The organism is Phocaeicola sp. RTP21359st1_B8_RTP21360_211022 (genome assembly GCF_040911965.1).
Lineage (GTDB): Bacteria > Bacteroidota > Bacteroidia > Bacteroidales > Bacteroidaceae > Phocaeicola > Phocaeicola vulgatus.
Window position 1 is genome coordinate 14,166 of record NZ_JBDFXP010000054.1, and the last position, 15,036, is coordinate 29,201.

General features: G+C 45.5%; 13 protein-coding genes. 2 read left to right on the top strand and 11 right to left on the bottom strand.

Translation table 11 applies throughout. From position 1 onward, the window contains the following. The first annotated feature begins 323 nt into the window (after positions 1-323). Both AB5062_RS19805 and AB5062_RS19810 read left to right on the top strand, forming a co-directional pair. The gene (locus tag AB5062_RS19805; RefSeq protein WP_129640657.1) at positions 324-926 is read left to right on the top strand and encodes a hypothetical protein; all 603 of its coding nucleotides are present in this window, start codon (positions 324-326) and stop codon (positions 924-926) included. A gap of 67 nt (positions 927-993) precedes the next feature. Continuing rightward, positions 994-1,428: a hypothetical protein gene (locus tag AB5062_RS19810; RefSeq protein WP_368326950.1), complete on the top strand. Its 435-nt coding sequence runs from the start codon at positions 994-996 to the stop codon at positions 1,426-1,428. Positions 1,429-1,510: 82 nt separating this feature from the next. Here the strand turns inward: AB5062_RS19810 and AB5062_RS19815 are convergent, their stop codons facing one another. The 11 genes from AB5062_RS19815 to AB5062_RS19865 form a co-directional block, all read right to left on the bottom strand. Then, positions 1,511-1,837: a pyocin knob domain-containing protein gene (locus AB5062_RS19815; protein ID WP_117754354.1), complete on the bottom strand. Its 327-nt coding sequence runs from the start codon at positions 1,835-1,837 to the stop codon at positions 1,511-1,513. An 8-nt stretch (positions 1,838-1,845) separates the two neighbouring features. Then, a complete protein-coding gene (locus AB5062_RS19820) occupies positions 1,846-2,127 on the bottom strand; it encodes a hypothetical protein (RefSeq protein ID WP_007848488.1) in 282 nt (93 codons plus the stop codon). 21 nt (positions 2,128-2,148) lie between these two features. After that, entirely contained in the window at positions 2,149-3,129 is a 981-nt protein-coding gene (locus tag AB5062_RS19825) for a hypothetical protein (protein ID WP_129640658.1), read from the bottom strand. 9 nt (positions 3,130-3,138) lie between these two features. Then, positions 3,139-3,984 carry a hypothetical protein gene (locus AB5062_RS19830; RefSeq protein WP_368326949.1) on the bottom strand — a complete coding sequence of 282 codons (846 nt, stop codon included), beginning with the start codon at positions 3,982-3,984 and terminating at the stop codon, positions 3,139-3,141. 200 nt (positions 3,985-4,184) lie between these two features. After that, positions 4,185-4,496: a hypothetical protein gene (locus AB5062_RS19835; RefSeq protein ID WP_007857178.1), complete on the bottom strand. Its 312-nt coding sequence runs from the start codon at positions 4,494-4,496 to the stop codon at positions 4,185-4,187. A gap of 19 nt (positions 4,497-4,515) precedes the next feature. Beyond that, the gene (locus AB5062_RS19840) at positions 4,516-5,661 is read right to left on the bottom strand and encodes a hypothetical protein (RefSeq protein WP_007856858.1); all 1,146 of its coding nucleotides are present in this window, start codon (positions 5,659-5,661) and stop codon (positions 4,516-4,518) included. A 14-nt stretch (positions 5,662-5,675) separates the two neighbouring features. After that, positions 5,676-8,588 (bottom strand): hypothetical protein, encoded by a 2,913-nt coding sequence (locus tag AB5062_RS19845; RefSeq protein WP_368326948.1) that lies wholly within the window; start codon positions 8,586-8,588, stop codon positions 5,676-5,678. A gap of 71 nt (positions 8,589-8,659) precedes the next feature. Further along, positions 8,660-9,082: a hypothetical protein gene (locus AB5062_RS19850; protein ID WP_117849324.1), complete on the bottom strand. Its 423-nt coding sequence runs from the start codon at positions 9,080-9,082 to the stop codon at positions 8,660-8,662. Between the two features lie 2 nt (positions 9,083-9,084). Next, complete coding sequence (locus tag AB5062_RS19855) at positions 9,085-13,290, bottom strand: tape measure protein (protein WP_227238901.1); 4,206 nt, start codon at positions 13,288-13,290, stop codon at positions 9,085-9,087. 125 nt (positions 13,291-13,415) lie between these two features. Next, positions 13,416-14,129 carry a hypothetical protein gene (locus AB5062_RS19860; RefSeq protein ID WP_005847510.1) on the bottom strand — a complete coding sequence of 238 codons (714 nt, stop codon included), beginning with the start codon at positions 14,127-14,129 and terminating at the stop codon, positions 13,416-13,418. 81 nt (positions 14,130-14,210) lie between these two features. After that, on the bottom strand, positions 14,211-14,891 hold the full coding sequence (locus AB5062_RS19865; RefSeq protein ID WP_005847512.1) for a hypothetical protein: 681 nt from the start codon (positions 14,889-14,891) through the stop codon (positions 14,211-14,213). Positions 14,892-15,036: the final 145 nt, after the last annotated feature.

Below are 15,036 nucleotides of genomic sequence, written 5' to 3' on the forward strand. Positions count from 1 at the left end.
ATGAATCAAAAAATAAAAACACATTCAGTTATTTGTGATAGCAAAGCTATAACAAATATTTTAAAGAAAAATCTTATGCATAAAAAATGCACAGAATAAACTATATATAGACCAACATACAACATATTTGTAATATAGGGCCATTGATACAATGGTATTCTGAGAAAACAAAAGAAAGGCGTACGACTGGCAGAAACCCCCAAGGGATATGTTATTGGGGCTATCAAGAAGAAAACTAAAAAAATAATTAAAGTCTTATTACTAAAAACAACGTAACAGATTATTTTCTAAATTTAGGGCTATAAATTTCAAAATGAGTGCTTATGAAAAAAATATTAGGCAGCACATCATTATGTGTTATGTTATTTATGATCTCCTGTTCTACTATTATTACATCACGTTCTGATGAAATGGAATTGCCAGCTGAAGGCCTTCTTGAAACAAACATTTTATCTGAGGATACCTATAATAACTTCTTAAAATCTCTAGAAGGATTCGTTACTCGTGATACAAAGGTTTACAATTATCCTGATTATTTCGGTGGATGTTTTACAAACGACAACGGGATTTGTGTCTTTCAAATCGTTTCCAGCCTAAATAATACGGAAATCATAAACGAGTTGAGAAAGAGAACCAAAAGCAATAACTTCTCTATTCAAGAATGCGAGTATTCATATTCAGAACTCAATGCACTTCTTTTTGATATTAAAGAAAAACTATTCGACAAGAGCTTCTATGAAACAAAAGAAAAGTTAAAATGGTATGGATGCTATTTAGATACTGAAAGCAATAGGATTGTTGTAAGGTTAGGTGAATGTACAGACGAATACATTGCAAAATTTAAAAATATTGTTTCCAACTCCCCTATGATTAAATTTATAGAAGGAGGGAAAAATATTATCACTATCCCTTCGAAAAAGAAATAATGCCTCCGTTACTTCCCGATGAAGCGACTAAGGCACAAGAAACATGATAGATTTTATGTAGAAGAACATGGGGTTGGTTCTGGAAGAACTAATGCCGATTGCCAATTTAGGAAGTAAAGGGCTCTTGAGAAAAGGCGTTCTTTCTCCTATATTGGTTTGCAATAAAGACTCCGTTCAAGAAGTATGTGTTGTTCGCCTAACGGGTTCATCTAACGCCTATATCGGTATGATATTGTATGTATATTGGGGTGGTTCTACAGGTCTGTTCTTTATTAATAGTAAGACTGGTAACTCCTATATCATAAGGAAAGTCAACGGTAGTATGATTTCTGAAATAGAGTTCAAACGAAAAAATGATCATCTCTTCGTTCGGAGTAAGACAAACACAGCTTCATTTCGTGTAAGTGCTTTGTTTTTGGATACTACTGGGGTTGACCTGTCTTTATCCATGAATATAGTTGATGAGAATCTGGATGATGCTGAAGATATAGAAATACTATAATTCTTTGGTAACATGAGGAGCGGACGGGTGTGGACCGGCACCCATCCGTTTTATCTCATTAAAATATGACTTATTTTTAATACTATGTTGTTTGTATTTGTTTCCAATCAGTCCAAGTTCCATTATTACATATTCGAATAAAAAATCTGCTCTGAAAATCTACAAAAGTTTGCTTGATGGTGACCTCATTAATAGCAATCGTTTCCAAGAATCCATAATTACTTGATGTATTGGGTTTATTATCCAATGATTGGGTTTTATCGACAAACATATATCCAGTATTATTAGCTTCATTAAAATCAGTAATTTCACCAAATCTCCTTTTGTACCATGTATCATTTATCCCTAATAGTCCTTCCAGTACTGAGGCATTGGCTTTCAACGCCTCACTTAATTCCATCTTTTCCATAATATTTTTTATTTACCAGTTTCAGTTTCCAAATTGTTTTTCTTATAATCCTGCCATGAGTCAGCGAGCTGCCCCACCGAAGCGGAAGTGTAGAGGTCAAGTATATGAATCTCGTCATCGGCAAGCTCCACAAGCTCGTTCCGATAGATCTTCTCCGCAAGCACGTGCGCCGGAAGACCGGGCACGTTCCTGTAAATGCCGTCAGCAATATCCTTACGGATATCCGCTATCACCATATCCTGTCTGTCTATCCCCGTGAACAGGGGAAATTTTGTAAAATCAACTTTCATAATATTTTTAATTAAATACTGTTATCCGCAATAAAACATAACCCAATAATTGCCCATACATTTAACGAATCCGGACGCATAATCCAGATCAATGGAGGACATCTCTTTTCCTCCGGGGGCAGGCAGGATGCGTCCTCCCTTAAGTCGTACCCCGCCGTTCATACGTTTGAAGTATATGGTATGTCCCGGAACATCCGGAGGAAGTGTCACTTCTATATTACCCGTATTAATAAACATCACATTGTCATCATTGTTATTCAGGGAAGTGCTGTCGGATATGTTCCTCCAGTTCCCCACTATGCCATGAAGAGACACATAACTGTCATTGTTCGGATGAAGGAAAATGTTACCCCCCTCCACGAACAGAGGAATGCTCGGAGTCTTGATGTGCATTCCGATCATGGGATTCGGACTCTGTATGTCAATTCCGGCATCATACGCAATTCCTTCAATGGTGACAAACTGCGTGTTTCCCCCGATTTTCACACGTGCAAATGTCCTTTCGTTATAAAACTCAATTTGTCCGGCAGACAGATTGAAACCAACATAAGTATCTGTTGTATCCTTATAAAGAGTTTTTGAGGACAACATGCCGGAATCTATGGAAAACGGACCGATACGTCCGCTATCCGCCGTGATTTTTCCGCTGATGTCCACATTGACCGCTCTGATACCGTCCGCATCAATCATGGACGCCTTGATCTTCTCGGTCAGCAACAGCTTGGTGGCGATAAAAGTCCAGCTCTGTGCTACTTCCCAGTATTTTATTTTCCCCGAAGCCACATTCTGTTTGGGGGTTTCCGTCGAAACCGACGTATGCGAACGGATGCACAGGTACAGCAGGTTGTCATAAAGTACAATGTCGTAAAACTGCTGCCCTTGCTTGCCCTCCAGGTAAGACACAGACGCCCCCCATACACGCATACGCATGCGCGCTCCCTTATCTCCCTTGTCACCTTTTGGAGCAAAACTGACCTGTCCGGTTCTAGTCACCAACGGCATATCACCTCCTTATTCCTTGGTTGTGATGGTCCATGCCACGTTGCCTCCTGCCTGCTGGCACATGTCCCAAGTACACGTGCCGGAAGTGGCTGCTGTACCGGAAGTAGACGGGTTAAGGACTACTCCTGCACTGTCCATGAACACGAAATAGAAAGTCATGTCCTTGTACTTGGTGGTACTTCCACGCTTGACCAGAATGGGCTTATAGACCACCGTGTCACCACTTTCCCGGATGGTCTCGTCCTCGGGCGTGGGATTCAGGATCAAATCAAACGGATCGGACGCATCCATTACGGACTGCGTGTCCTGACCGATGAGCTTGCCGCCCTGGTACACCTCCACTCTGAACACACCTGTCGTGTCAACCATATCGTTGGTGACGGTCAATGTCTGTGTGGTCTTTCCGCTCAGCACGCTCCACGCACCGTTGACCTGGTTGTACCACTTGTACGCCAGTCCGGTAGTGATCTCGTCACTGCCCATGCGCGCTACGGCTTTCAGAATGCAGCTCTGCCCTTTGTCCCAAAGGGTAAAATACTTGTTGTCACCGGCAATGATCGTCACATGCTTTTGGTTTCCGACCCCCTTGGTGATGGGGATGCTATAGACGAACTGGACGGTGTCGCTGGTATTCCCTATCGTCACGGTAGCTTCACCCTTGATGGTACAAGAGGCCGCTCCGCTCGCCTTGACCAGATTCTTGACGATCTGCAATCCGTAGTAATCCGTCGTACCGGGCTGGTAAGGGATAAACTTGAAATGTCCCGTCTCACCGCCAAACGTGTTGGTGGAGACATTGCCCGAGAACTTGATCTCGACATCATTGAAATACCATTTCATGGAGGAAGGAACCACCAGCCCTTCCGCCACCCGCGAAGAGGTGAGAATGAAGGACAAGACGGGCTTGAGCGAAGCGAAATCCGGTGCGATGTTCGTCGGCGCGGACGCTTCGCCCATATACTCCTGATACAGATCTCCCTGGTTACACTGGATGGCAGGCATGTACACGCCGCCCTTTTGCGAAAATATGACCTGTCCGGTCGCGCTGGCCAAACTCATGACGCTCCTCCTTCCCCGGTCGTTTCCGTACTATCCGTGCCTTCGGAGCTTTCGGTGTTGTCCTCCCCCCAAGAGGCAGGTGTGAATACTTCGACGGGATGGTCCGTACCGTCTATCTCTTCTTTCGCCGCCTGCGGGGTCAGGCAGATGCCGCCCGCTTCCTTGGCCCTGTCAAATACCGTGTCGCCGGGGAAACGTGCCACGTCCGCCTGCCACAATAATACATTGCCATCCGCTGTCCTGTTGCGGATATCGGTCAGATGCAACCGGTCGGCAACCTCCTTCGTTACTTTAATGTAAAATGCCATAATTCTATTGTTTTTAATGTTATCCAAATTTTCTTACTACTACCGCCTTGCCCCCCTGTGTGAGCACCTTGCCGCCTTGTGTCAGCGCCACGTAAGGGCCTCTGTCCTCCACCTCCAGCTTTAACATCATGCCGTTGCTGAAAGGTATCCTGGGAGAGTATCCGTCGGCAACCTTGGCATATCCGGCATCTCCGCTCTTCTTGACGTACCAGTGACAGTTAAACATGGCGGATGGATTCGGGATAACCCCCATGGTATCCCGAATGACGGGTCTGGGAAAGATGGCGTAAGTCCCATCCGGAACACCCGTAGGTACGCCCTCCCAGTCGGCTTCAATCTTCGGAATCCTGCGGCGTATCACCGTAGAGACTGCCGGGTCCGATGTGCCCGGGGTTGATGCCGGAGTCCCGGAAGCCGCATAGGTGGCCTTGCAGACAATCGTGATGTCATCACCTATATAATTGCGGTCAATCTTATATACATTCTTGTTCAGTGATACAAACTCCCAGTCGTTGTCACCTGCTCCTGTGGTTATCGCCTCCAGCGCTCCCGTAGACAACAGACGGTACCAGAAGAACTTGCATTTGCCCGTAGCCGTCACGTCCGTGTCGCCTACCATCAGTTTAGCCGTGATGGTCTGTGCGGTGATGTCACGCACCGGGTTCCAGTCCAGCGTGGACGGGCTGTCTATCGTCAATACGGGGATCGCATCCGTACCGTCAACCGCGCGGACAAGACGGCTCATCTGAAAAGTAAACAGCTGTCCGGTACGTGTGTCGGCATATTCTGCGTAAAACTCCAGCGTGACGGGTTTTAGGACGGTGACATTTTTTTTCATTGTGATCTGTCCCTTGCTGTCACCGGACTCCGTAATGCTGTAGCCTGTGTTTGTCGATGTGATAAGTGTGCGTGTGGTTCCGATGCGCTCGTACCACTTCATGTTGGTCAGCCTGGAGTTGACCGCCCCGATTTTAGTCACCGCTTCCGGATCGGTGGCGTTGCACCGCGGAAACAGGACCAGCGGTGTCAGCGTATAGTCCGGAGTGTATTCAGCTTTGTCAGCCTGATAGACCTGCATGTCCGGCACGCTGCCCACCACCTCGATGTTACAACTGGTTTGTAACAGCCGGTAGTTGATTTCTATTTTTCGTTGCTTTGTTGCCATTGTATAAAACCATTTTAAAATGTTACAAAATTCTCCGCCACTTCAAACTGCTGCCCGTCACGCAATAACGCCTGTGCTTTAAACGTACACACCCGCATGTTGGTATAATTCGGTCCGAGATCATCTATCGTCAGAGGAAGATTTTTCCCGGCGCCGGCACGCTTCACCGCCCATGCGTTATCTTCTGATACATTCCCGGTATCACGCGTCCAGCTCACATCAGCGTCAAATATATGATCTGTCACGTCACGGTTGTACAGCTTGCCGGTAATATATAGCGTTGTGGAAAAAGTCTCGATATCAAAATACCACCCCTTTGTGCTGCCGATCTCTATCGTAAATTCCGGGTTCCCTTCCAGCATCGCCCATCCGGCCGCCGCATATTGCGGTTCGTCGGCTGTTCCCGTCATCAGGCACTTCCATTTGCAGCCGTAGTGCCAAACCGTGTCCGCCCGCTCCTGCGTATTGGTGTAAGGATTGTCAGAGGACGCGACTTCGGCCGACCAAAAGCCACGGTCCACCAGTTCCTGTACGGGCAGTCCCTGCCAGTCCACACGGTAAAGTTCACCGAAGATGCCGGCACGGGCGAATATGTACGAGTGCTTATAGTTGACGGGGAGATTGTCAAACAAATCCAAATTGGGCAAACGCCCCAATATCATGTAATAGTTGTTCTGTTCCAAGACAGGCTTCGTTACTCCTTCCAGCCAGACAAGACATTTATCCGTGGTGGCGGACAAATACCAGTAGCTTTGCCTGTCCTCATTGAAGGCGTTTCCTCTTCTGGTAATGATCGTCAACTCTGTGGGAGGATAGTTTTTACCGCCCGGCACCTCACTGTCCGGGTATGACAACACCGAGATGGAGTTGGCCGGGACATTCTTGGACAGCACGCGCATCCACGAGGCGTAATACTCCCCCGTTGAAAAGAGGTTGTTTACAATCCCGTACACTATATCACCCTCCTGGAATGCGGTGAAGTCATTCTCCCAGCGCTTGCGCAATTTCAGGGTATAAGTTCCGTCGCTCTCTAAAGCCACGGACTCAATGACTCCGTTCTCGGAATATGAGGTGTCGCCTTCCTGTGCGTTCAGACGGTTATAGATGATTTCCTTGAACACTGCGGAGCCGCGTACCTCAAGACGCTCGAACTGACCGCGCCCGTCAGGATAGATACCGGCACCTTTACCGGCAATCATGGAGTCGATGAACTTGCCGAACTTCAATAAGAAATTTGTTCCGTCCGCTTGATCCTTACGAAGGAACATTACTAAGGAGCGCAATGCGGAATACACGTTACTATCCGTGGCCGGTGTAGAGTCATTCCTTCTTATCACATACACACCGCTGCCACCATCGCCCGTATAGGTCTGTCCCTTTAGGGTAAGGCTCTCAACCTTTTCCTCCAGCTCCCCGATACGAGAATAGGCGGCGGTTTCCCCGACAGTATATATAGGGGAATCATAAGCTAAATCAAGATTGAATTCAAATCCGATAACCCTTGACTGCCTTCCGTTCTCGAAATAAGCCTTGTTGATAAGGTTGACCTTTTGACCGATGCTGTAGAGGTTGTGAATGCCATCCTCACGGTATGCGTCATTTGACATCATCGTGCAGCCATAGGTACTCGGGTCTATCTTGGATTTGGCAGCGTACTTTTCAGTCTTTTCCTTCAGCTCCTGCTCGGCGGCACCCACAAGCCCAAGTTCGGTTATTTTCGTGCTGTCCCAGCCGGAAAGCACATATTCATCTCCATCCTGGGGAAAGAGCACATCACCAGGAAGCGGTCTGCCATAGTCCTCATTCCTGACTATCTCCCAAAGCTGTGCCTCAGGGTTCCATCCGCCATCCTCCAATATCTCCGGCTTTCCCTCAGGATTGAACTTCACGGCAAACTCCAAACCGTTGAGAAGTCCGGACGCGAAACGTATCCTCAGCTCCTGACCGGGGAGGATATATTTCTCGGAAAAGTTAACACCCGTGTCCCTAAAGCGGTAGGCATTCCATTTTTCCTCGGTGGTTGTGCCGTCCTCATTCTCCACCTTGTCCGTCACTTCGATAGTGGTGACATCCGACATGATGCCCGTTCTTCGGGGATAGACTTCATCGAAGATAACCACCTGCTCGACGGCTTCCTCGGTAGTCATATCAGGATAAGCGTCAATGTAAGGAGTGCCTTCGGGAAGCATCAGCCTGCGCTGCACCACGCCGTTCACAACCACGGTCTCATCAACCGGACGGTAGTCAGATGGGATATTCTTTGTTGAGCCGAAAGCGTAGATACGGGTGGCATAGGTGGACTGGGATTCTGACTGTGACATTTCCTGCACGTTTTTCCCGATCTCGAAAATCACCGCATCGCCGGACTCACAACGCCCGAAATGGATGATGTTTTCAGTCACCCAACATTCGCAATCCCATTTCTTCGCCATCTCAAAACAAGCGTCAAGGATGTTGATGTTATCGTAACTCATCAACTGGGACTTGTTTTCGACTGTGGAATCAATGGAGAAAACAAAATCCTGTCCTTTGTATGTGTAACCAAGAGCTTTCAAATTTCTAAGGACTATACCGGCTTGTACGTCAAGCGGGGCGGTCAGGTTCCAGGACGCTTCCTGTCCGGCCGTCTCCGGGGTATATTTGAAGATTTTGTTTTTCCATTTCCAGTAGTAGGCGTCAAGTCTTAATTCGTAATCGTAGCCGGCGGTATTGGTGTTGAATGCGGGCTTCTGCAAGTCGCACACCTCGAACAATCCGAAGTTACATTCCACGTATGAGCCAAGTTTGAAATATATGGGATTCTCTAAGGAGAACTTTAACATGATGTAGTCCTCCTTCATCAGAGTGAACTTACGCTTGCAGCCTTCATTGATCAAAGTTGTAAGCAGGATAGCACCGGATATGTCTTTGATGTCGATTTGTTCCATAATTAAGTTTTGTGTGCCTTTACACAATGCTGAACAAAAGTATATATTTTATTTGAAAATCAAATATAATATCAAGGGGAATTTCTGTTATTGGGATTAGGCTCATTCAGCTTCAGCACGAATTTTCCTATGCCTTGCATGAATTGGCTGAACTGGTTACAGGAAATATAAATAGTCCTGTAAACTATATTGGGCTGATACTTTGTCTTTATTTCAAGTATTCCTTTATCCAACTCATTACAAAAGCTGTCATACCTTGCAAAGAATGTATCTTTATCAGGGGCTGTCAGGTTTATCTGTAATGTAAGATCGCGCTCGTCCTTTTTGGGATCAGCTGTTATCACACGCTTTCCATGCTCCATTCGGCTCTTGTTCTCAATGAACTCCTTATTGGGTGCTGGGGTCATGAGGGCGGACAGTGCAGTGTCATCCATGCTTATTCCCCATGTGGTATAAGCGTCCTTTCCATTAATAAACAGTTCTTCTTGTGGCATATTTATATACTTTTTGTATTTTTCGCTATTTCGTCAAGCTTGTTTCCAAACTTATAAATTAGTTTGGTGTATTTGTTAATACTTTCAAGGTGACCGTTGGATGAAATCATCAGATTTCTTATCTCAGTCAACATTGTATTGTTGTCTTTGGCAAATGAGGATATGGCTTGTGCCACCGCCAGCGTATTCAGCATGGCATTTTTTATTTCTTCTCCTGCAATCTGCAATGCTGTAAACCTACCGTTCAACTCTTCGCCAGTATCTTGACTCATTGCCTGAAAACCTTTGGATGAAGCTGACTGGGATGTTGATTCTTGCGAAATCTTGTCATATCCGGTTGCTGCGGCAAGCTCGTCACGGAGCTTCATGGCTTCGTCCACATAACCCATGTATTCATCCATCAGCTCCTTACGCTCATTATTGTCAAGCGTACCATCATCCTTCATGGCTTCACCGAATTTATCATACCATGTCCTCAGTTTGTCACTAAACTGTTCACCGATGGCATTTGACAGCATCGCCTGCATGAAATATTTGGATATGTCATCAGCAAAATCCTCCGCACTCTTCTCCATATCCATCAGACTGCTTATAAAACTGTCATACATGGAATCGAATGACATTCCGATCAGGCCCTCATAAAGACTGTCGGTCAGTTCTTCCAGTTTTCCTGCCTGCTCTATATAATCATCCAGCTTGTCGGTAACACGCTCACCGTAACCTCCCTTACCGGAAGATTCCATGATATCCCATAACCATACGTCCGACCGTAGAGCCTTCATCTGTTCGGGGGTCAGATTCCACAAGGAATCGGTGCCGGAGAAATCCTGCATGCCGGTAGCTTTTCTTGCGTGTTCCAGCATTTCATCCGTCCATTTCAGATAATGCTGCCAGCTGCCGTGGCTCTTATGATATCCGGCTTGCTCCTTTGCTATTTGCAGATAGTTTTTATTGACTTCCTCCTGATACTTTACAGCTTCCCTGTAAGATTCAACCGATTTCATTCCCTTGCTTGCCTTCATCTCGTCAGTCAGATCCTCGATGGCCGTTTGCAAAGTTCCATTCCTGTCCGTCAGCCTGTCTATCGTTTCCTGTACTTCCTTGGCGTTTCCACCTATTCCAAACAAGGAGTTGAAGCCTCCGAATGAGATTGCGTTCAGGATGTTTCCTATGCCGTTCCTCAATGACTTGCCGATTGTGACAAACAAATCCCCTGACAAGACATCACCGATAATTCCACTGACAGCGTTCAGAACAGCATCAAGCAGACCACCGACAAGATCACTTAATCCGTCTTTGAGTACGTCAATGATGGACAGAATCCATCCGACAATGGGGACCTCCTTAAGAGATTCTGACGTTTTTCCTATGACATCCTTGAATCCGTTCACGGTTTTGATAATTCCGCTATATGCGTTATACAATCCACCGGATGAAATCTGCTGCAAGCCTCCCAATAAATTTTCCATGCTTGCTTTCAGTATGGTGGCAGTATCAGTCACATTACGCTGGGCCTGATTGGCGATATCAGTCTGTGTCTTCACATTGGCGGATGCAATGTCAGCATTCTGCCGTGCTGTTTCAAGAGCGTTTGCTGCGGCTTGTTTCTCACTTTCCGTTCCGCCCTTCTGCGCTTTGGTGTAATCATCCTGTGATTTCTTTAGTCTTTCCAAAGCAGCTGTTTCAATCCCTATGGCACTGATACGATTCTGTTCTGCTATTTGATAGGCTTTTACATCCTCTCCAAGTTTCTTGAAGTTGACTCCACTTGTACCACCCAAAGACTTTTCCATCTGGCTGATGGCGTCAATCAATGATTTCTGGCTTGCCTGATCGGAGTTCTTGAACTTGTCAGTCCGTACATATTTTTTCGCTTCGTCCAAGGCGGGCTTTATCATGTCGGAAAACATGGAACCAAACTCACCGAACACAGTAACCCAATCTATATTGGCTTTTATGGCTTCTGTTTCCTTGTTCTGTATGGCAACATCACGTTGTTTCTCCAGTAACTTTACTTGTGCACTATTAACACCGTTTTCTTCCTGTGCTTTCCTTATTTTTTCCGCATACTCTTGGGCGATAGCCAATTTCTGCTGCTGGAACGTGCCATATTCTTTCAAGTAGTCGTTCAAAGCCTGTTGTTCGGCTTTCAGCTGTCCTTCAGTTACATCGGAAATATCTTTATCTCTCATACTTTCGGCATTGGTATAAGCTTCTGAAATTTTCTGTGCCTGCTTGTCGGTCAGCTTACCGTTACCGGCTTTGCTCCATTCTTCCTCCTGTTTTCTTATCGCATCAATCTGTTTCTGATAATCAAGGTCAATCTGTTTCAACTTCTTTTCCGTGCCTTCTCTCATCAGGTTGATTTCATCCTGTTGGTTCTGACGGTGAAGTGAAAGAAGTTGCCCGTCCAGCTTTTCCTGATTTTCTTTTTGCTTTTTTGCTAGATTTTCCTGTCTGGTCAGTGCGCTTCCGGTTACTCCGCCCAGCTCCTTGTATGTCTTTTCGGATGCCTCCATCTTATCTTTGGCTTCTTTCACCTGTTTCGATGTAGCCGTCTGATCTTTGATTAAGGCCTCGTACCCTTTTTTCGCTTTCTCCCATTCGACTTTAGCATTTGCCAAATCCTCTTGATATGTAGTTTCTTGTGTTTCCTGTCTGTTCTCAACTTCCAATTGGGTATTGATTTCTGACAAGACATCTTTTCTTGCGTTTGCCAATTCATTCTTCAGGTCTTCGATACGCTGTGCCTGAACCTTCATTTCGGAACGGTTGTTCTCTTTCCTTGCCAGATTATAAGCCCATTCTGCACTTTTTATTTGTTGTTCCAAAGATTCGACTATAGCCTGTTTTGACTGTGTTCTGGATTTTGAAACCTCTTCATTATATGCCTTCCAAAACCCAGTCAAGTCATGTATATGACCTTTCTCATCGACATACTTCTTAAAGAGTACAGGATATAGTTTCTCAATGTCTTTTAAGGCTTTAAGTTTAGTGGTCTCGGCTTCCACCTCGCTATTAATGGTGCTAACAAGACCTTCCAAAGTACGTTTCCGATCTTCTTCGTCCGTGTCGAGTTTTTCTATTTTCTTGTTGTACGAGTCCAAAGCACGTTCAGCAGATGTTGTGCTGTCGGATAATGCCCACATGGCAGCTCCAAGCCCTACAACTGCCGTTGCCAATAACACATACGGATTAGTAAGCATGACAGCGTTCAACGCTTTTTGTGCTGTTGTCTGCAAGACCAGCCATCCGTAGTGGGCACGTTCCGCTACAGTCAGGGCCGCTATGCCGGAGGTTTGAAGCGACTGAATGGCTGTTACGACCATGACTGCAACCCTGTATGAACCGTATGTAGCAACAAGTCCGGTCAATAACCGACCTACCTTCTCATAGTTCTCCACCAGATAAGACATGCCGGACAAGGTCTTGTTGATGACACCCTCGTTTTGTTTTCCGATTTTATTGAACATGGTGTCAATTGCATCTTCGATATTGCTTATTTGTCCGGTAATGGTTTTGGATTGTGCTTCCATCAGACCGCCGAATTTGCAGCCTTCATTGGTCATGGATTCAATGGCCTTCTGCACTTCGGGGAATCCTACTTTTCCTGCTGTCACAAGTTCGCTTACCTTGTCTTTGGTTACTCCGAATTGTTTGGCAAGTTCATCGGCCAATGGAATTCCACGTCCCATAAACTGACGTAGGTCCTGTGTGAAGAGCCTTCCTTGTGTCATGGTGGTACCATACAGCCAGACCAGATCGTTCAAAGGGATGGATAGTCCTGCCGCGATATCCCCAAGCCGGACAAGCGTATCATTCACATCTTTAGCCTCCGTACCATAGGCTAACAGTTGTTTCGCACCATTGGCTACATCCTGAAGGTTAAATGGAGTGATGGCGGCGGTACGTACCAGTTGGGACATTAGTGTGTCCGCCTGTCCCTTGTTTCCAAGCATTGTCTGGAATGCCACTTCAAGCTGCTGGAACTCGCCACGTACACGAGCTATGTCACTGATGAGCTGCTGCGCTCCAAGACTGATTCCGAAAGTGGCTGCGGCCGTGGTCAGTCTTCCGAATATCTTCTCAATACTCAGCCCGCTTTCTTCAATTTGTCTTGATGTGTTGCGTACTCCGTTGCGTGCTTCCTCTAGCTTGCGTAAAAAGTTGGAGTTATCCCCAGTTATATCAAAATGCAATCCAGCCATAGTCTTTTCGATTTGATGGGTATCATGTGCATTGACATGACATTTGTTCTATTTTTCTTGTTATAAAATTATAGACCCCGTAATTTTTTTGACCGATTATGAAAATATTGTTCTGTTTTTCCGATTCATTCCTCAAGCAGGGCTTTGATACGTTCCCTGTTCTTTGGATTCCCGGCATCGATTATTTCTTCTGAGCCAGATATTCCGAGTTGTTTCATTTCGTCAGAGGACAGATATACAGTCGTGATGGCATCAGCCATTAACATCCTTAGATTGATATAGCTGATGCCCCATACCACATAATCAAAAGTCCATCCGTATCTTTGGCAGGCAAAGTCTATCATTGTTCCGTAGGTGCTGTTGCCTCCGAATGAGATACTGCTATTGTCCTTTTTTACTTTGGCTATCCGTTTTCTTTCCGTATTTTCTTTGTCTATTCCGAAATGCCGCAGGAAGGTATCCATATTATCACTTGTAAGAATGAGAACCAGTATGGTAGCAAGTTCCTCCTCAGAGAGTGTTCGGGAAAACAATTTTGTACGCTTATCCACCTTGCTATTGTCGAACAAATCGTTCTTCCGGTTGAACGTGGAGTAGGAGAGTATGCGGCAGACAATATCACGTTTCGTTTTGCAGATCCTTATGGCTTCCATATAAGGATTGGTGGAAACAACCTGTTTGCTTATTTCGAGGGAATCAAATAATCTGGCCAAAAGATACATTTTGCCGAGTGTGACGGGATGGATAAAGAAAGACCGCTTGCCAACGGTAAAGCCGGCAGGTCTTTCCATGATGGCGTCGGCCACATCCATCTCAATATTTCGCTCTTTGTCATTCATAAATCATAAATTTGATGCAGGTTTATCCTCCAACCTGTAAAGGACGTCTTTCCGTTTGCCTGTTCTCTGAATGGAAAATTATCATCCGGCAGAAGTGTACACCGCGTTTACTTCAACTGTTTCCCCATCTTTAACAGTAGCGGATGTCTGTGTAGGCAGTGTTTTTCCTTCGATATCTTTATATATGATTGTCACAAGACCGGCTTTTGTGGTAATTGAAGTACCGCTATGATGCCAGTCCGTTTCTGTAGATAATTTCCACATGCCGGCTCCGCCATCATCTGTGATGATCACTCGAAGGCTGCCGGCACCATTAAAATTTACGACTTCGAATTTTACCTGATTGCCGGTCTTAGGTTTCAATACGTCAGCGGTATATTTCCACTTGGTGCCATTATCTGTGTCGTATGTATCCTCCAAGGACAACACGCTTCTGTCGATTATGATACCTTCAACAGTTTTGTCTTCAGGCTGGAGCTTGACAGCGTATTCACCTGTAATCACACCATCTGTATCTTCCACCGGTTTTCTACGGCCTTTGCCAGCCCGGATTTCAAACTCAAACGTATAGGTGTTTGCCGCATACTTGACAGCCTCGTTTTCTCCACCTTCAATCTTGGCCTCTTTCTTCGCACCTTTTGTAGGTGTCAATTTTGTAGAGTTCTCGACAGGTGTCGGTATATCAATCCAAGATGAAGGAGCTTCTCCGCTGCTTTGCAGCTTTCCAATTTTGATAGTACATTTTCCCCAAGATAATTCCATGATCTTATTCGTTATTGAATGAATATAATAGTTTATTGTTAATGAAGTGCTCGTTCTTTCCGTTCACTTTGTAGATACTAATTGAAAAGTGCGCTGTATTCTAATTGAAAAGAGCTCCATCCATAACTTGTTACAAAATTACTAT